Source organism: Candidatus Poribacteria bacterium (assembly GCA_026706025.1).
Lineage (GTDB): Bacteria > Poribacteria > WGA-4E > WGA-4E > WGA-3G > WGA-3G.
In genome coordinates this window covers 76,738-93,843 of the sequence record JAPOZO010000030.1, presented here as the reverse complement: position 1 = coordinate 93,843, position 17,106 = coordinate 76,738, and the positions used below count along the sequence as shown (strand labels likewise).

Annotated in this window: 23 protein-coding genes and 2 pseudogenes; 8 read left to right on the top strand and 17 right to left on the bottom strand. The window is 47.2% G+C overall.

The genetic code is table 11. The features are described 5' to 3' along the window. Window positions 1-729 precede the first annotated feature (729 nt). From OXH00_06785 to OXH00_06770, 4 genes are all read left to right on the top strand, one after another. Window positions 730-1,536, top strand: coding sequence for a LamG domain-containing protein (locus OXH00_06785; protein ID MCY3740705.1), 807 nt, complete (start codon window positions 730-732; stop codon window positions 1,534-1,536). Window positions 1,537-1,623: 87 nt separating this feature from the next. Further along, window positions 1,624-2,412, top strand: a complete 789-nt coding sequence (locus OXH00_06780; GenBank protein MCY3740704.1) for a LamG domain-containing protein — start codon at window positions 1,624-1,626, stop codon at window positions 2,410-2,412. 234 nt (window positions 2,413-2,646) lie between these two features. Continuing rightward, window positions 2,647-3,708 (top strand): Gfo/Idh/MocA family oxidoreductase, encoded by a 1,062-nt coding sequence (locus OXH00_06775; GenBank protein MCY3740703.1) that lies wholly within the window; start codon window positions 2,647-2,649, stop codon window positions 3,706-3,708. A gap of 4 nt (window positions 3,709-3,712) precedes the next feature. Next, a complete protein-coding gene (locus OXH00_06770) occupies window positions 3,713-4,471 on the top strand; it encodes a hypothetical protein (GenBank protein ID MCY3740702.1) in 759 nt (252 codons plus the stop codon). Window positions 4,472-4,832: 361 nt separating this feature from the next. On the opposite strand, the gene OXH00_06765 is transcribed toward OXH00_06770, so the two are convergent. The 7 genes from OXH00_06765 to OXH00_06735 all read right to left on the bottom strand — a co-directional run bounded on the left by OXH00_06765 (window position 4,833) and on the right by OXH00_06735 (window position 11,044). After that, entirely contained in the window at window positions 4,833-5,819 is a 987-nt protein-coding gene (locus OXH00_06765) for a GDSL-type esterase/lipase family protein (GenBank protein ID MCY3740701.1), read from the bottom strand. A 23-nt stretch (window positions 5,820-5,842) separates the two neighbouring features. Next, window positions 5,843-6,655: a sugar phosphate isomerase/epimerase gene (locus tag OXH00_06760; GenBank protein MCY3740700.1), complete on the bottom strand. Its 813-nt coding sequence runs from the start codon at window positions 6,653-6,655 to the stop codon at window positions 5,843-5,845. A gap of 93 nt (window positions 6,656-6,748) precedes the next feature. After that, window positions 6,749-7,237, bottom strand: coding sequence for a peroxiredoxin family protein (locus OXH00_06755; GenBank protein ID MCY3740699.1), 489 nt, complete (start codon window positions 7,235-7,237; stop codon window positions 6,749-6,751). A gap of 146 nt (window positions 7,238-7,383) precedes the next feature. Beyond that, window positions 7,384-8,715 (bottom strand): sulfatase, encoded by a 1,332-nt coding sequence (locus tag OXH00_06750; protein MCY3740698.1) that lies wholly within the window; start codon window positions 8,713-8,715, stop codon window positions 7,384-7,386. Between the two features lie 3 nt (window positions 8,716-8,718). Further along, window positions 8,719-9,576 (bottom strand): phytanoyl-CoA dioxygenase family protein, encoded by an 858-nt coding sequence (locus OXH00_06745; GenBank protein ID MCY3740697.1) that lies wholly within the window; start codon window positions 9,574-9,576, stop codon window positions 8,719-8,721. A gap of 58 nt (window positions 9,577-9,634) precedes the next feature. Beyond that, complete coding sequence (locus OXH00_06740) at window positions 9,635-10,222, bottom strand: Uma2 family endonuclease (GenBank protein MCY3740696.1); 588 nt, start codon at window positions 10,220-10,222, stop codon at window positions 9,635-9,637. 78 nt (window positions 10,223-10,300) lie between these two features. Beyond that, on the bottom strand, window positions 10,301-11,044 hold the full coding sequence (locus OXH00_06735; protein MCY3740695.1) for a LamG domain-containing protein: 744 nt from the start codon (window positions 11,042-11,044) through the stop codon (window positions 10,301-10,303). A 137-nt stretch (window positions 11,045-11,181) separates the two neighbouring features. Here OXH00_06735 and OXH00_06730 point away from each other — a divergent pair, with 137 nt between their 5' ends. After that, window positions 11,182-11,925, top strand: a complete 744-nt coding sequence (locus OXH00_06730; GenBank protein ID MCY3740694.1) for a GIY-YIG nuclease family protein — start codon at window positions 11,182-11,184, stop codon at window positions 11,923-11,925. Window positions 11,926-11,935: 10 nt separating this feature from the next. Here the strand turns inward: OXH00_06730 and OXH00_06725 are convergent, their stop codons facing one another. The 5 genes from OXH00_06725 to OXH00_06705 all read right to left on the bottom strand — a co-directional run bounded on the left by OXH00_06725 (window position 11,936) and on the right by OXH00_06705 (window position 14,338). After that, window positions 11,936-12,136 (bottom strand): hypothetical protein, encoded by a 201-nt coding sequence (locus tag OXH00_06725; protein ID MCY3740693.1) that lies wholly within the window; start codon window positions 12,134-12,136, stop codon window positions 11,936-11,938. Between the two features lie 89 nt (window positions 12,137-12,225). Then, window positions 12,226-12,735 (bottom strand): hypothetical protein, encoded by a 510-nt coding sequence (locus OXH00_06720; protein MCY3740692.1) that lies wholly within the window; start codon window positions 12,733-12,735, stop codon window positions 12,226-12,228. 33 nt (window positions 12,736-12,768) lie between these two features. Then, window positions 12,769-13,500, bottom strand: coding sequence for a hypothetical protein (locus tag OXH00_06715; GenBank protein ID MCY3740691.1), 732 nt, complete (start codon window positions 13,498-13,500; stop codon window positions 12,769-12,771). Window positions 13,501-13,666: 166 nt separating this feature from the next. Continuing rightward, a complete protein-coding gene (locus OXH00_06710) occupies window positions 13,667-14,086 on the bottom strand; it encodes a hypothetical protein (protein ID MCY3740690.1) in 420 nt (139 codons plus the stop codon). A 39-nt stretch (window positions 14,087-14,125) separates the two neighbouring features. Then, window positions 14,126-14,338, bottom strand: coding sequence for a hypothetical protein (locus tag OXH00_06705; protein MCY3740689.1), 213 nt, complete (start codon window positions 14,336-14,338; stop codon window positions 14,126-14,128). A gap of 384 nt (window positions 14,339-14,722) precedes the next feature. On the opposite strand from OXH00_06705, the gene OXH00_06700 reads away from it, so the two are divergent. Together OXH00_06700 and OXH00_06695 are read left to right on the top strand one after the other, a co-directional pair. Next, complete coding sequence (locus OXH00_06700) at window positions 14,723-14,890, top strand: hypothetical protein (GenBank protein MCY3740688.1); 168 nt, start codon at window positions 14,723-14,725, stop codon at window positions 14,888-14,890. A gap of 97 nt (window positions 14,891-14,987) precedes the next feature. After that, window positions 14,988-15,119: a hypothetical protein gene (locus OXH00_06695; protein ID MCY3740687.1), complete on the top strand. Its 132-nt coding sequence runs from the start codon at window positions 14,988-14,990 to the stop codon at window positions 15,117-15,119. Window positions 15,120-15,268: 149 nt separating this feature from the next. Here the strand turns inward: OXH00_06695 and OXH00_06690 are convergent, their stop codons facing one another. From OXH00_06690 to OXH00_06670, 5 genes and pseudogenes are all read right to left on the bottom strand, one after another. Continuing rightward, window positions 15,269-15,658: a cation transporter gene (locus OXH00_06690; protein ID MCY3740686.1), complete on the bottom strand. Its 390-nt coding sequence runs from the start codon at window positions 15,656-15,658 to the stop codon at window positions 15,269-15,271. An 18-nt stretch (window positions 15,659-15,676) separates the two neighbouring features. After that, a pseudogene (locus OXH00_06685) lies at window positions 15,677-15,880 on the bottom strand (hypothetical protein). 15 nt (window positions 15,881-15,895) lie between these two features. Further along, window positions 15,896-16,099: pseudogene (locus OXH00_06680) on the bottom strand (hypothetical protein). A gap of 15 nt (window positions 16,100-16,114) precedes the next feature. Continuing rightward, window positions 16,115-16,315, bottom strand: a complete 201-nt coding sequence (locus OXH00_06675) for a hypothetical protein (GenBank protein ID MCY3740685.1) — start codon at window positions 16,313-16,315, stop codon at window positions 16,115-16,117. Window positions 16,316-16,333: 18 nt separating this feature from the next. Further along, entirely contained in the window at window positions 16,334-16,489 is a 156-nt protein-coding gene (locus tag OXH00_06670) for a hypothetical protein (protein ID MCY3740684.1), read from the bottom strand. A 380-nt stretch (window positions 16,490-16,869) separates the two neighbouring features. Here OXH00_06670 and OXH00_06665 point away from each other — a divergent pair, with 380 nt between their 5' ends. Continuing rightward, entirely contained in the window at window positions 16,870-17,034 is a 165-nt protein-coding gene (locus OXH00_06665) for a hypothetical protein (GenBank protein ID MCY3740683.1), read from the top strand. The last annotated feature ends 72 nt before the right edge of the window (window positions 17,035-17,106 follow it).

Genomic DNA, 17,106 nt, shown 5'->3' with positions numbered 1-17,106 from the left:
ACAATCAACCCTTTTCAACCGACGCGCTGGTGGTCTTTTGATTGCTGGCGCGTTGCTTTTACTGGCGACTGTCTTTGTAGTGTGTTCTCCCTCATTCTTGCCACTGCCAACGGAAACCTTTATCCTCAAAATGGACACACGCCTGCAACTGTTGCGTTCTGAACTGTGATTTCTCTGATGGCTATGATGCCCATGATAAGAGAACCCATCACAAGCAACCGAAAACTGAAAACCCAGTCCTGACGACTTAGCAGTTCCGCAGGAACGCCCTCTCTGTAGAAACTTCAACAAACTTCAACCCCACACTCAGCATCCTATTTTTCATCAGAGATCTTATCAGAAAAATCAGAAAAATCACAGAAATCACAGTTCAGACTTAGTAGGACGAGAATGGCACGGAAAATCGCTAAATTGACACCTATGGTTCGGTTGGGGGATTTGGTCTGGGAATAGACTAAATCCATTCCTTGTATTACATTCCGAACCTACCGGTCTGGGGGTCGCGACGGTTATTTTTTTAAATTGACCCTTATGCTACGGGTTAATCCGTGCACATACCGTCCGTAACTGTCCCAAAGAATAATGAATTCAATCGCATACTAAAAAATTGATTGACACAAACGGAACCTTGTGGCATAATAATCGTACCTATAGGTTTAAAAAATCTCGCATCCTTAACCAAATTTGGTTTGTTCAGACGCAAATACCTACATACATTAGGAGGTTTTCATGAAATTTATGAGACAATTAACCTTCATAGGCCTCGGTCTACTGCTGAGTGTTTGCCTGTTTGCTGTTCCATCTGCGTTCGCACAACTTGAGTTGAGCACGTTAACGGGTCTCTGGCTCTTTGACGAAGGCAGTGGCAATCTTGCGGCGGATTCATCTGACAGTGCGCTTGATGCCACAATAGAAGGAAACCCGTCGTGGGTTAATGGCGTGTTTGGTTCAGGGTTGGAACTCGATGGCGTAAATGCTTATGTCGAAGTCCCTGCACACGTAAATCCAACAGATGCCATTACTGTTTCGCTTTGGGTTAAAAGCATGACAGAGACGTGGAATCAGCACGGTTGGATGGTCGAAAAACGGAACGCGTACATCATCCATCCGAATGCAAATACGAAAAACGTTTCTTGGCCGATTTGTAACAATGGCTGCTGGAATAAGCCCGGTGGTTGGCGCGATGGCGAAGTCGGACCGAACGACATCACCGACTGGCATCTCTACACCACCACGTTTGACAGTGCAACCGGTGAGTGGAATATCTATATTGATGGCATTTCGGAAAGTTCAATGACAATTAATCAAGATCCTATTGATGCCGACAACGGTCCGCTATTCATCGGTAGAGATACCTGTTGCGATGGCAGATTCGGCAATGCGATTATTGATGAAGTTGCCATTTTCAACGTTGCACTCAGTGCTGATGAGATCCAGATGATGATGGATAAAGGACTTTCGGCGTTGCTTTTGACACCCGTCGAACCGCAAGATAAACTCTCTACGACTTGGGCGGATGTTAAACAGCAATACTAATAATCTACTTGGTAGGCGGGTGATGCTCGTCCTTGCCCGCCTCCCTTCGTCAAATCGAAATAAATATGAGGAGATAAACAAGATTACATGCTAAAAAAAACATCGATATCAATACTGTGTATTGCCTGCCTCTTTGTCGCGATTCCTTTAACGGAGGCGCAACTTCCGTTAGACGGTGTGGTGAGTTACTGGTCCTTTGATGATGGAACTATCGCGGGTGGCAAAGTCGAGGATGTCTTAGGTGCTAACGATGGAGAACTTAAGGATAATCCGAAATCTGTCGCTGGCAAAGTGGGGAAAGCCCTCGAATTCAACGGCACGAATTCTGTACATATTCCCGGCACGGCTTCATTAGAATTTGCTGGAGAAAAAGAGATGAGCGTTGCCGCTTGGGTGAATGCTGATAGCGATAGCCCTGTGAAAGGTGTCGTTGCTGGCTGCTGCGGCACGATAGTCGCGCAGCGTGATGTCAACGGCTGGGCATTGCGGTTTGATGGCAGAAATGCCGGTCAAGAGATGGAATTCATTGTTCAACCGGGTTGGCAAGGGGACGGCGGTTTTGGCGCGCCTCAGTTTGATAAAGGGAAGTGGCATCATCTTGTCGGTGTCGTCGCTGACAAAGAGATGTTTCTTTATGTTGATGGGAAGTTGGAGAAAGAACAGAATTACAATGGTCCGATGTCAACGGGTGGCTCAGAAATGGAGATTGGGCATGCAGGCGATGGCGGATTTGTAGGCATCATCGACGAGGTTCTGATTTATAACAAAGCTTTATCTGCAAATGAAGTTAAACAAGTTTTTGAAGCGAACGGTCTGCCTGTGCAACCGCAAGGCAAACTTGCAACCCGTTGGGGACGAATCAAAGCCTCGTTTTAAAGCAACCTTCTCCCTGTCATAGAGCGGATTTTCATATATCCGCTCATGTTTCTCGTCGCGCTCTCCAACTTCTTACAAACGCATCCGCACATTACAATTTCCTTGACATCAATTCGTCTCTGTGCCATACTAAAGTGAATAAAGTCTGGGATCAATGTCCAATTGTTGGCATCGACTCAGCATTCGTTCCTACCGCTTAAACTTCATCTTGAGAAAGGACCCTTTAATTATATTATGGAACCCGTAAAAGTCGGTGTAATCGGATGTGGCGTCATCGGGAGCAGACATCTCGGTATCGCATCGGAGGCATCACACATTGAATTAGTTGCTGCGGCGGATATGATAGAGGAAAACAGAACCCATGCTGCGAAACGCTTCAACCCACCCAAAATGTATAGCAACGACATCGAACTACTCAACGACGATGAAATCGAAGCGGTGGTGCTCGCGTTTCCGACGCAATACCGGACAGAAGTTGCCTTACGTGCATTTGAGAAAGGCAAGCATGTTCTGATTGAAAAACCGATTGCGATGAACGCTGCTGAGGTCGAACAGCTTATCGCTGCGCGTGGCGACTTAATCTCAGGGTGTTGTTCCTCGCGGAACCGTTTCAGTGGAGCTGCGAGGCTTGCGACGCAACTCATCACGACGGGTGGTTTGGGTGAACTCCGGAGTGTCCACTGCCGCGCGATTAGAGGTGCGGGGAAAGAACCGGACACCCCGCGCCCGGCTTGGCGGCTGACGAAGGCTCTCAACGGTGGCGGTATTCTTGTTAACTGGGGCTGTTACGATCTCGACTATCTGCTCGGAATTACGGGGTGGCAGCTCAAGCCACAGACCGTATTTGCCCAGACATGGACGGTGCCAGAGGTGTTCCAATCGCATATTACCCCTGGCTCCGATGCTGAAACGCATTATACTGCGCTCATTCGATGTGAGGATGGGATTGTGCTCAGCGTGGAACGCGGTGAGTTTATGACGATGCACACGCATCAAGATTGGGAAATTATCGGCACGGAGGGTTCTCTTAAGCTGACTATGGGTGATGGAAAATCGGAAAGTGTTACTTATAATCGTACAACGACAGAAGACGGCGTAGCGTCAACATCGCTCTCAGAATTAGGAGCGGCACCGGCATCACCACACAGCAACCCGTTGTCTGATTTTGCAGCCGGTATACGCGAAAACAGGCAACCTTTGACGAGTTTGGAAAATGCGCTTGTTGTTCAAAAAATAACCGATGCTATTTACGCCTCCGCAGAAACAGGAGCTGCTGTGGAGATCGGAGGAGGATAGAGGGATGAAATTCCGTGGATTCGCAATATTGTGCGGTATCTGTATCAGTCTTATCGGGGTCCCACTTAGCACTGCTGAAATTAATCTTGACGATTTTGCCGGGGTGTGGCTCTTTGATGAGGGTAAAGGAAAAGTTGTTGGTGACTTTACTGAGAATGGAAACGATGGGGAATTTGACGGCCCCAAATGGATAGATGGCAAATTCGGCAAAGCATTGGAATTCGATGGAAGTCCGAAGTTTGTCACGATTGAGCATAACGACCTCTTCAACTTTGAGGATGACGATTTTACTGTTGGGTGCTGGATGAACTCGGAAAACAAGGACGCGTATGTGGTCATCAAACGGAACGGGGGTGCCGGTTTTTGGGCGATGAGTTCAAGCATTGATAGAGACACCGGCTTCTTCATCTTCGAGGGTGGTGGAAACCACATTGACGACGGTAAAACCGATATTGTTGGAAAGGGATGGCATCACACCGTCGCTGTCCGCGAGAAAGGGGTTATCTCGCTATACGTTAACGGGAAAAAGGAGACAGAGAGAAACGTCGGTGCGACGATGGATAATCCTGCTGCCCTAAAATTTGGTGGATGGGGCAGTGAGAACCTCATCGGTGGGTTAGACGAGGTTTTTATCACGAAAAAAGGTGTAGCATTAGCGGAGGAAGACATTCAACTCCTCATGGAAAACGGTTGGGAAGCTGCGTTGGATGTCTCGGCAAAGGGGAAATTAGCGACTACTTGGGCGAAATTAAAAGCCAGATAATCTGTATGGGCTGGTCTTGTGCCTATCCATAGCCGTTAATTTAAGAAAAAACTGTATCATGACAGCGTAGGTTGGGTTGAACGGATTCCAGCAAAACCGTAAAAATCATAGAAAAATGAACTTTTCCCCTGACACACCACATCAACCAGAGACCGAGTGAAACCCAACGCTTTTGTTGTGAAGTGCCACAACTCTGACGGTATGAAGTTGGGTTTCACTATGTTCTTGAGTGTAGAGGGCAGTTTCTTGGATTTGGGGTGTGTTTGGAACACTGACATCCGCCCTTTCAATACCGTTCAACCCAACCTACGAAACCTAAACTGACCCCTATGGTGTATAAAAAGGTCACAACTTACGTTATTTACACGAAAAATTTTTCGGCGACTACACTTGTGAAATTCTTACCCATGACTCGGTAGCCTTCCGCATCAGGATGTAGGTCATCTGGAAGCAAATGGACATAGTCAGCACCAAAGACACTTAACCCGTCAACGTAATAGACCTGTTTGTCGCCGTGTGCTTGAAGTGCTTCGGCGGCGGCTTGTACCTCCTCACGCATGCCTTTGAGATGAAATCCTACAGTGTTCGGATTTTCCTCCCTCGGTGGGCAACAAATAGGCGACATCAGCACGATCGGTATATCTGGATGCTTCTCTCGGACAATCTGGACAGCACCAATAATTGCCGGACGGAACGCCCGCGGTCCTAAACTGGATGCGCCTTGGATGTTGATACCGAGACACATTGAGATATAATCAGCCGGTAAATCACGAATCATCCGCGCCACCATTACATCGAGATGGCATTGCCCGCCGTAACCGAGGCAGGTTAAATTCAGTCCGTGTTCACGTGCGACGACCCCTGGCCATGTTTGTGTTGGCGATGCCGCCGTCCGACACTGCGTGATAGAACTTCCATAGGTAATCCAGCGCGGGCGGGTATCCGTGAACGGATCCAGTGTCGCACTATCATCTATGGCTAAGCTGCGGAGTTGAAACCTTCCGAACTGGGGCAGCCACAATTCAATTAATTTGTCTTCATGAGATAAGTTTTCAAAGGCGAAACTGTCCTTTTGTTTTAGGTCAATTGAATCTATTAATTCCCCATCGCAACAGAGATCAAGCATCCCGCTTTCGTTCTGCGGTACGATATTGCCCGCAACCTGTGTTGTATTGCTCCGAAAACTGATGCGAACACCGGCGGGCATCGCTGAACGTTCAAGTAACGGTTCCGGGAATAGGACATGCGCTGGATGCGGTGTGCGCCACGGCATCACCGAGTCATCAGTTTTCTGCAGGGAAACAGCCCCCTGCCACGTCAATTGTGGCGCATCTGGTTTCAGTTGCATAGTATCTCCTTCACCTGTAGCGGTTACATAGCCCCAATGACAGCACAGAGTTGCCGGATACCGTCTAACATATCCTCTGGTTGTCCCCAATGTTCAATGCTCGCTGCGCCGGTAAACCCATCAGCAACAAGCGTTTCGAGTATCTGAGCATAGCGCAATTCTGTGTCGCCGATGGGATCAAGATTCTTCTCACGATTCGGTTTGATATGTAGATGTCGGACGAGTCCCTTAATATGAGCGTACCCGTCTGGAAACGGATTCTCGCCACAGTGTAACCCGTTATTGACATCCCAACAAGAGGTAAGCGCGGGGCTATTTCCGAGTGCGTCAATGACGGCACGCGTCTCTTCACAACTACCCGCGAGACATGCGCTTTCGTTTTCAAAACAAAGCGTAACGTTCCCATTCTCTGCAACTGGAACAACCAGCGAGAGTTTCTCGACAATACGTTCCATATAGTCGTTAATATCTGGACGGGGTGCGCCTTTCGTCCGACGATTCGGATTCCAAAACGTAAACCCACGAATGACTTGGGTATCAAAGGCGTGTGCGAGTGTCACCATCCGGTCGAAGTGTTTTCGGTGTTGATCATACTCCTGCGGATCATCGATTGCGCATTTGCCAAACGGCGACCCGATACTGGCGACACGGACATTATAAGCACTCAGTACATCTTGAACGCGTTGAACATCGTCATCATCAATTTCGGTTACGTGTTTGCCCCAAACACCGCCACGTATCTCAACGGTGTTGGCACCGGCTTCAACACCGAGTTTAATGGCTTCCTCAAAATCAGTTTTAGATACTTCGTCAGCAAAAAAACAGACATCAATCATTTTTAACCCCCTAAAGAATCAGCATCAACGGTATGAATGCCTTATGGGCATTCCCCGCCCCTTATCAGGGCTTTTGAAACCGTTGTGTAGGTTCTACAATTTCTTTAATTCAGTCAGAATCTGATCGGAACTGACGCGAGTGTCAAATTTGGCATCAAGGAACTTCCATGCAATCCGCCCGTCTTGGTCAATAATATAGGTTGCTGGGCGCGCGATACGCGTGTTCCCTGTGTCAATAACATTATAGGCATCAATCGCCTCTTTATTTTCATCCGAGAGTAAGAGATAAGTTATGTTGAGATTCTGCTTTGTTAAACCTGTAAGAACCTGTGAATCGGCACTAATCGCGATTATTTCGGCATCTTGTGCTTTAATGTCCTCATAACCTGTTTGCAACTCACCGAGTTGCCCTTGACAGAAACCTCACGTCCCCATCCGATAGAAGACGACGACTAACTTTTGTCCATTATAATTTGAGAGACTATGTATACTTCCATCTGCATCTGACAACGAGAACTCGGGTGCCGTTGCACCAATAGCGAGTCCCTCACCCAAGGGAAGTTGCTCGACTGTCTCCCCCATAGAAACTATCTCTTGTAAAGTCTGTTCGGCATTGTCACACGCCGGTCCCAAGAAGATGACAGCAACTAATAGGATTGAAAGGTTCACTAAACTAAAAGTGCCCGAAAACGGGGTTTGCTGTTTCAGGTTTATGAGATAATTTATTATCAATTTGGATTGCATGTTTCAGGTCTCCCATCGTCGTTTTGTGATTGCATCCAGTGGCGGACATCGGCGCGCATTTTTTCGAGAATCGGACGCGTCTCCGCCCTGAACGCTAAATTGTTGAACTCATACGGATCCGTCGCTACATCATATAATTCTTCCAGCGGATGATGTTGCGTGAGATAGACGAGCTGCGCGGTTTGCGGATCTGTCTCCGCTTTTTTCAGCCAACTTTTCCATACCTCAGCGTGGCTTTCTGGAATGCCTTCAACTTCAGTGAAATGGGTTGTCCATGTGTTCTCAGGCATCAGATTCAAGATATACTTGTAGCGGGTATCTCGGACACAACGTTGTGGAAAGACGTTCATGTTTCCGTCGCGGGTGTGCGTGCCATAGATTTTATCGCGGAAAGTTGCCTGCTGCCCGAATAAGACGCTCTTAAAACTCTCACCATCTAAATCGTCCAACGGTTCACCGCCTGCGATGTCTATGAGCGTCGGAAAGAAATCGACGTGTGAAATCATTGCATCGGAGACAGTATTCGCAGGAATCTCACCGCGCCACCTCGCGATGAACGGCAGACGCGTGCCGGTATCATATAATGTCCATTTACAGTGTGGCCACTCAGCACCGTGGTCGGTTGTGTAGATGAACAACATATTGTCAGCATATCCGTGTGTTTCCAGCATTTTGTCAACTTCGCCGATACGGGTATCCATTGTGCTGATGTCTTGATAATAGTTAGCAAGTGCCTTGCGAGTAATTGGCGTATCGGCGATATAGGGTGGTAGCGGCAAGGCATCGGGGTCATAAGTTTTATTCGGTTCCCATGTGACGTGCGGATTGCTATCGCCGAGGATAAGGCAGATAGGTTGATCCGGATTTTCTTGTCGGTGGCTTGAAAGAAAACGCTCAACTGGCACTGGATCAAGTCCTTCGGCGCGGTATTTTCGTCTATGTTCGGCACGCTTAGGTAGGAAACCTCCGATATACTCAAAATCGAAAAGTGTTTCCGGTTTTACATGTGTCTTGCCAGCGATTGCGACACGATAACCGAGTTCGCGGAGTGTCCCTGGTAACGCTTTAAGATGCGCGTGGCACTCCGTATGATTCCCCATTGCGCCGTGTCGTGCCGGATAGAGACCGGTATAGAGGGTGGAACGTGAGGGTGCGCACGTCGGTGTGGGCGTAAAAGCGTGCGTGAAACGGATTCCATCTTCAGCGATGCTATCTAAGTGTGGCGTTTGGATATGTCCGTTCCCGTAGCAACCGAGGTATTCCGAGCCGTGGTCATCGGAAAGGTAAACAACAATATTTGGCTTCTTCAATGCCATTGATTAGTAGTCCTTAGCAGGTGGAAACGGCTTCGGTTTCTGAGGATCTTCGATTTTCATCTCAACGGTTTCTGGGGGGAATTGTGTGCAGACCGTACCGTCCTTCATCACCCATCGGAAGTTGTGCCAAAAGCGTTTGCTTGTTTTGACGATTTCTGGATTTGTATAGACCCCTGCGACGGCAATACGGCTCTGCTCAGTCTTGTTTGGTGGGCTATAGTGCCAAAGGCTGCTGTGCCAGATGACGACATCACCGGTATCTAACTCAATATGGTGTACACCGTGCTTTTCAATCATCTCCTGAACGGTTTCGCGTGGCAGTTCACCGTGTATGCTATCGGGGTACAAGACGTGTTCAATGATCTCGGTTTTGTGGCTACTGGGGATAAACTGCATGCATCCATTTTCCCGGGTTGCGGGTTCAAGGGGTGTCCAGAAGTTGAAAGGCTCCGTTTCACCGTCGCGCCAGAGTCCGTTGTCTTGGTGCCACGGTGTTGCGCTGCCAGTGAGGGGCGGCTTGAGGAAGCAGCTATTGAACTTCATAATGATGTCGTCACCAAGGAAATAGCGTGCGATGTTGAGTATTTCGGGGGCGGCATGTATGTTATGCCATATCAGTGGTGCTTGTACGCAGAAGTTGCTGAGTTTACGATAGCGTGCGATACGTCCTTGTGGCGAATCGTCCATCGGATCCATCGGATCCATATCAGCAGACTGTCCAGGATCCGGTTGCATGATGTGGTTGCGGATCACGCCGCGGAGTTCTGCGGCCAAGTCTTTGGATATAATATTGCGAAGGATAAAGTAGCCTTCGGTTTCATAGTGTGCCTTCTGTTCAGCGTTTGGTTGCCATCGCGTCATTGTAATGTTCTTTCTCCCGTTGTAAGTGCTGGGTGTGTCCGGGATGCCGCCCTATCAGTTAGGCAAAGATGTCTTGAACCTGACATTGGAACCCTTCGACAACATCAGCACCCTCAAGCGTATCGGTTCCACGTAAAACGATAAAATCTTCATTGGAGCGATAAACCTCCACTGTTTCCCGCCGTGGATTGATAACCCACACCATTGTGCAACCTGAAGCTAACCACTCTTCTACTTTCTCAGCAACCTCAGCATAGGTATCACCAGGGGAGATGACTTCAATAGCCAGATCGGGAGCCCCTTCCCAATAACCTTTGACGATACCCTGACGTTCAATTGATGCCTGTCGAACAAAGGCGGCATCTGGTGCCCGAACTGTATCAGGATTTTGGGCAATTTTAAAACCTGTTTCAGCACCGCAAACATAACCTAATTGGTGTGTTCTAACATGCACGTTAAGTCTGCTGCCAATTTCAGCTGCACAGATACCGTGTTCAAATCCAGCAGGCGGCATTTTGCGGAGTACTCCTTCTACGAGCTCATACCGAGAATCATCAGGCTGTCTCGCCAAGTCATCAGCCGTTAAAAGGCGTTGCTGTGAGGCTCGCGGTGTAAGTGTTGGTTGATCGAGTTGCGTGTCTGCCATGATGTCCTCCGCAAAAGAATATTTAACAATTTCCGATTTCTTATATGATAACACTTGCAAGCAGGTATGTCACTTGCCTCAACGATTCTTGAGCTGTCCCCACGTTGTTGTGAGTAACCCGTTTGGGGAAACCGGTAGGACCGCTTCCACACCTTTCATGAGTTCTGTGATCTCTGCCTCTGTGATGCCGCGGTCAAAGAAAATAACTTCGTCCAGTCTACCGATGAATTTTTCACCGCCGAAGGTTCCAAAAAGCAGCTCGCCTGCGTGATCTACATCACCGTCCTGTTTGACAGCAGCTTCAAGCGTACCATCTACATAAAGTTGCATCTCATTTCCGTTGTAAAGCCCGACGATGTGATACCATTTTTCAGGTTCAATGACGGAAGTTCCCCACACGCCGCCGGTAAACCCACCGCCTGACCAGATACCGAACACATATCCACCTGGTACTCTTTCGCCTGCCGATTGAACCTCCAAAAGATAAGAACCGTTCCGTCGAATGGCAGTATCGGAAACGCCCTTATTCATGTAGACCCAAGTTGCAATGCTCATCTGATCTTTGAAATTGAGGCTATCAGCGGGTTCAACGGTCACAACATGTGGGGGTTCAAATTCTAATGCGCCCCCGAATTTGCCTTCCGCCCACTTCGCGCCGCTGATCGCGCCATCGTTCCCATTGCCTGACGTATCTGCAGCGATGCCGCCTTTGCCTTCATCAAAAAGCCAAATGCCAACAGCATCATCCAATAAATCAGCAGAAAGCGGAAACGTTGCCATACACAAGCTGCCAATGATAGTGATCCAAAATATAGGTTTCATCTGCTTTCCTCCCTTGATGATATACGAGTTTAACAGAAAAGGAGAAATGTGTCAAGCGTGTGGATGTGTCTTTTTTCTTGAATCGTTTAGAAAAATATGATAAATTAAAAAATAAGTCCTACTCTATGAATTGACCTATGCTGACCCAAGAAATGATAGCCGACGTGCCATCGGATCCGGGTGTCTACTTTTTTCGTGGTGCGACGGGGACGATCCTCTATATCGGCAAGGCGAAATGTTTACGGAAACGGGTGCGCTCTTATCTCCACAAAACTAAGAACCGCCCAAGCAAAATCAAACGGCTTATCCGATGGACGACAGATGTCCGGTATCAAATTTGTCGTTCAGAACAGGAAGCCCTCTTCCTTGAATCGCGACTGATCCAAGAATATCAACCCTCCTATAACACCGCACTGAAATATGGAAGGACATCTTGGTACATTCGGATAGACGTTGGAGAGGCGTTTCCGCGCCTTGATCGTGTGTCCGAAACCCAACCAGAAGATGGTGCGAGATATTTTGGACCGTTGTCGAGTCGGCGCTGGACAGATGAGGCGATTGACGTTTTACAGCGGATATTTCCGGTTCGCACGTGCGAAGGTGAGATTACACCAATCCCGGGATTTCGCGCCTGTTTTCAGTATGACTTAAAACGGTGCGATGCGCCCTGTGCAGCACTCATTACGCGCGAAAACTATGGAGAGATGATTACAGATATCGTCGATTTGTTGGATGGAGAATATGAAAAAGTCCAGGTGCGTCTGGTTTCCAAACGGGATAGTGCGTCGGAGGCACTACAATTTGAGCGCGCTGCGGCGTTGCAGAAGCAGCTCCAACGGATCCAAAAAGTCTTTACGTTCTTAGATGTGCATCGGCGGTAAACTAACGGCATCAGTATTTTACTGTTTTCTGGGATTGTGAAAGCGTGTCCCATTCCCCAGGGTTTATCGCCGATCCACCTGTTTCAGAAATTGTGGGATCAACGGAAGGATCAAGTGGCTGTTCAGATTCTTCATTCTTATCGCCGCAACCGACAACAAAGAAAATCAATAGCACCACAAAGAGGGCAACACATTTTTCAAATAACCTCATTTTTAAAATTCCCCTCCATTTCAAATATGCTCAGTAAAGTATAAAAAAAAGCGGTGGACAAGGCATCCACCGCTCTGATTTCACTAAGGTTACCAAGGTTCATTGACAGATGAGCCGCCGGGCGGGATGTCAACCTCAGCCATATGGTCGTGGTCTACGCGTCGCCTTTGACCGGTCGGATCGGTGTAAAATGCGACCGACTCTTGGGTACACCATGCACTGCTTTTGTTGTTACGTTCAGTATAGTGTCTGAATGTGCCAGAACGGGATGTCCCAAAAAATTGTGAGCCTTGAAAAGCATAAACCTGAAAATGTGGTGCTGCACCGGGCACAGAAATACGTTGGGTACATTGTCCAATATAAAGGTTATCACCCTCTATGTCTGAAGGTGTTGAAAGCGAAGTGCTGCCATACGTCCAATACTCCGTATAGTCGCCGAAAATATCTTGACCGATACTGCTAACACCTGCGGAAGAATGCACCATCACATACAAATATCCGTGATTCTGGTAATTGTGCGTCATTCCGTGTTCCGACATGAACACAAACATGACGAGAATTAGAGCGATAGATAATGCGATCTTCATTCTTGCAAACATATTTTTATCCTCCTATGGTATGACATTTGGAACTTAGAGATCGAGAAAACTAAAAGGTTCAATACCTTCAGACATATCTTTTACTGTTATGCCAGGGGGCGTACCGCCGTTTTTTATCAACTCCATATCTTCTTCAGATATAAAGCTTCCAGTTACGGATATAGATGTCCCTGTTTCCGTTTGCTGTACATCCACATATACAGTATCCGGGAAATTCGGGTATACCCTACCATTGGATGAATAAGCGATACCTGTAAAATTTTGCACCATTTGCCACAACTTTATACCGACCCGTTGCATTAATTCAATACCGCGCTCACCATCAGGATGCGCTTGAGCATAATGGGCGCGGTCTTCGTCAGATAAAGTCCAGATCGGTTGCCAAGGATAGTCTGCGGGTACTTCTGGATAGGGACCATAACCAAACGGCGATTCAGCCTGAATTCCCTCATTTTCAGCGTGTATAACTTCAGTTTCACCCAACGGATCATTGAAGCTTCCGAAGTCATTGAGGCGGTGCGGTAAATCCACCGGTTCAATATGGATCGCGTCTTGTGTTATTTCCCCTGTTTCGGATAGGCGACCCGCCCGCGTATCCTGTTGCGTATTTGACGTTTTTTCTGTGCGGTTTTCCGTCTTGGGTAGAGGTGTTGTTGCTTTGTAAATGACGATAGGTGCCTGCGGTTCTCGGTTCAAGTATCCGAAGTATATGACAACGGTCAGTGTCAAACCTATCAATATAGTAAAGGCAGTGATCTTCTTCATTTGACAACACCCTTTACAACTGAAAATTGATAAAACTGTTTCCTTCGCATTTAGTGCTCCTTTTCATCTTGACGTGTAGAGACTTCCGTATAGATTGATAGGTACAGGCTTCTTGAAAAAACAGAAGCGCGGGGTTCTCCGCACTCCCGTCGTCACGCTATCACTCTCATTTATGGGTAAGCGAACTTAACGTAACCGTAAGATTGTTTATGTTCCACGAGGCAGCACCAAGATTGCTGATTTTCACGATGTCTGTAAGTCTGCATTCAGGACAATAAATTTTCAGCGATAAATGCACAAGACACCGACGCATTTTCACTGAGTGCTCTTTCAGCATTTCGTTTCTTTTTTTAAAATGCTCGTGATGCTTTTTCGTACCCGTATTTTGTAGAGCATCAACAATATACATCACTTGACCATCATCACAACAAGGACAGAGGAACTCAAAATAATTCGTGCTTGTTTGACCTTTTAGTTTGCCACCCATGACCTCACCACTCCCATGACCAAAATCTGACCAGTCCCCGTCTGTTCCTTTTTTCATCTGTTTAGCCATTGCTGTAACCTCCAAGGCTGTATAAGCCATCAGATCATTTCCTTGTTAGCAGTGCATAGTAATAGTCTGTTATACATCGCTAACGAAACATCTATTCATGTGAATACCGTAGTGATTCCATTTATGTTCATCAAGAGTGTAGGGGTAGATTCCCCGAAATTCAAGGTTCTTAACCAGATTGTAAAAAAACTGTAGGACATGATTCGCATCCAACCGATTGACAAGCCGAATGGCGTAAGCACAGATTTTCTCTCTATCATAAACCGGTAACAGAGGTAACATATTTTTCCTGATAATCAATGCCGCTGTAACCATACAACTAACTCCATGAGGTAAGTTCATTGCAATTCATATAATAAAATTCAGATTTTTATTAGACATCCCAAAACTACTCATTGCGTTTATTTATTACTTTCTAAAGCGTTTCCGAGTTGTCACGGCATGTTTAGTAAACGTGAGCTTGAAAATAAACCTATAGGGGTTTCTGCTTGGGTATTTCTGCGGATTTCCCCAGCCCCAAGTAGAGCGGTAGAAATACATCAAAAACCTCGCAATGTGGACAGATATGCCGTTTTTCAAGGCACCCTCTGCGCCAATAGCGGTAGCAAAACCCAACATGTCACTTTTATCAAACTCACAACTCACGTTACTGTATGAGCAAGAACTGTGCCAATCGGAGAAAACGTGCTTATCGGTTCCGGTATAACTTTGTCCGTCAAGGCAGCACGCGGGATCCAGGCTGTTCGCGATGTGATAGGGGTGCTTAAAGTTATTTTTCGGCGAGTGTCGCAAAATGCGACAAGTTTGGAAGCAATATGGCTTTCGGAGCCTTGATAAAGCAGGTTCCGGCGTGTTGTGTCGCAAAATGCGACAGCATTTTTACTTTAGCAAGTTATATTTTTTCGATTTCCGATAAAGGGGGGTTCTATCAATGCCCAACGCCCGTGCCGTAGAGGCACTCGAAAGTCATCGGGTCTATGCGACTTTTAGTAGCTCGCCGTTCAACCCAACCTACGCGCTGGAATCAAACTCACTTTTTGTCAAGAAAAAGGTGATTTTTTGATTCAATATAAGGATTATAGAGGCATTCAATTTTAAGAAATTATTGGGCTTCACATCCGAAAATACACAACCATCAACTTGCACATGAGTTGCTTGAATTTATACCAGATGAGGCGTGGACGAGCGATGCTCGCCCACCGTAATGTAATTCTAATGCGCGACTTGCGCCTTAAAACTCCCGCCTTCAATCGCTGCAATCGCCTTGATTAACGCCTCTGTTGTCACTTTCCCTTGTGTGATTTTCACAACAGCGGTGTTTGTGTCGGTAGAAACGCTTACTACTTCAGAGACACCAGCAACCTTACTGAGTGCATCCTGTACCTTGCTCGGACACGCATCACACACCATGCCAGTGACACTAAGCGTCACTTCTTCAATGACCACAGCGGAAAAGTTGCGCCCTTCAACGGACTCAACAGCCTTGACTAACACCTCTGATGCGACCTTTCCTCTTGGCACTTTCACAACAGCCGTGTTCGTATCCATAGAAACGCTTACCACTTCAGAGATACCGGCAACCTTACTGAGTGCATCCTGCACTGCGCTGACACAGCCACCTCACGTCATACCGGTAATACTAAGTGCTACTTCCTCAATGGGAGCAGCGGAAAAGTTGCGCCCTTTAACGGACTCAACAGCCTTGACTAACGCCTCTGATGCTACTTTCCCTTTTGGCACTTTCACAACAGCCGTGTTCGTATCCATAGAAACGCTTACCACTTCAGAGATACCGGCAACCTTACTGAGTGCATCCTGCACTGCGCTGACACAGCCACCTCACGTCATACCGGTAATACTAAGTGCTACTTCCTCAATGGGAGCAGCGGAAAAGTTGCGCCCTTTAACGGACTCAACAGCCTTGACTAACGCCTCTGATGCTACTTTCCCTTTTGGCACTTTCACAACAGCCGTGTTCGTATCCATAGAAACGCTTACCACTTCAGAAACACCGGCAACCTTACTGAGTGCATCCTGCACTGCGCTGGTACAGCCACCTCACGTCATACCGGTTACACTAAGTGTCACTTCCTCGATGGGAGTAGCCGAAAAGTTGCGTCCTTCAACGGATTCAATGGCTTTGACTAACGCCTCTGTTGCTACTTTTCCCTTCGCTACCTTCACAACAGCGGTGTTTGTATCCCGAGAAACGCTGACGACTTCAGAGACACCGGCGACTTTGCTGAGTGCATCCTGCACCTGACTGGTACAGCCGCCTCATGTCATGCCGGTTACACTGAGCGTCACTTCCTCAGTGGCTGGCTTCTCTGCATCGGCAGGCTGCGTTTCATCGGTAGGATAGGCGTTAACAACGAAAAACGCTCCCACAACGAGCAATGCCACAAGGAAGGCAAGATGAATTCTGTGTTTCATTTTTTCAAAACTCCTTTTTGCACGAAGGATTCTCCGTGCAGTTTTTGTTCGTTTGCAAGTTTCAAAACCTTTTACGGCTACAGAAGCATTTTGAGAACTTGCGTTGGATCCAATTGTTTGATAATCTACATTAATCTTACGGTACAGAAAACAAAAAGTCAAGTTAAATCCATTCTTAAAAAATGTTGTAAAAAAAATTAATACATGTTAGAATAACAAATAACTAATTCAAGGAGGTTACCCGGATGTATATCGCCAAATTATCGCTGGTTTGTCTGATTGCTTTCGCGTTCATACTCGGTTGTGGATTGCTGGGCGATCGGATTGAAGAAGTAACGCTCGATGTGACGGGAATGACCTGAGGCAATTGTACCAGTGCGGTGCAGGATGCACTCACGAAGGTCACCGGTGTCTCTAAGGTTATCAGCGTTTCTATGGATAACAACACAGCTGTGGTGGAAGTTAAAAAGGGGAAAGTTACAACTGATGCCTTGATTAAGGCTGTTGAAGCAGATCCGCGCTTTAAGGCGACGGTCGCCAATTAGTGGCATAGAGCGAAGGGCGGATTTGTCCGCCCTTTCTATATGAGTTGAAGAGCGAATCATATTTCCTTTGCG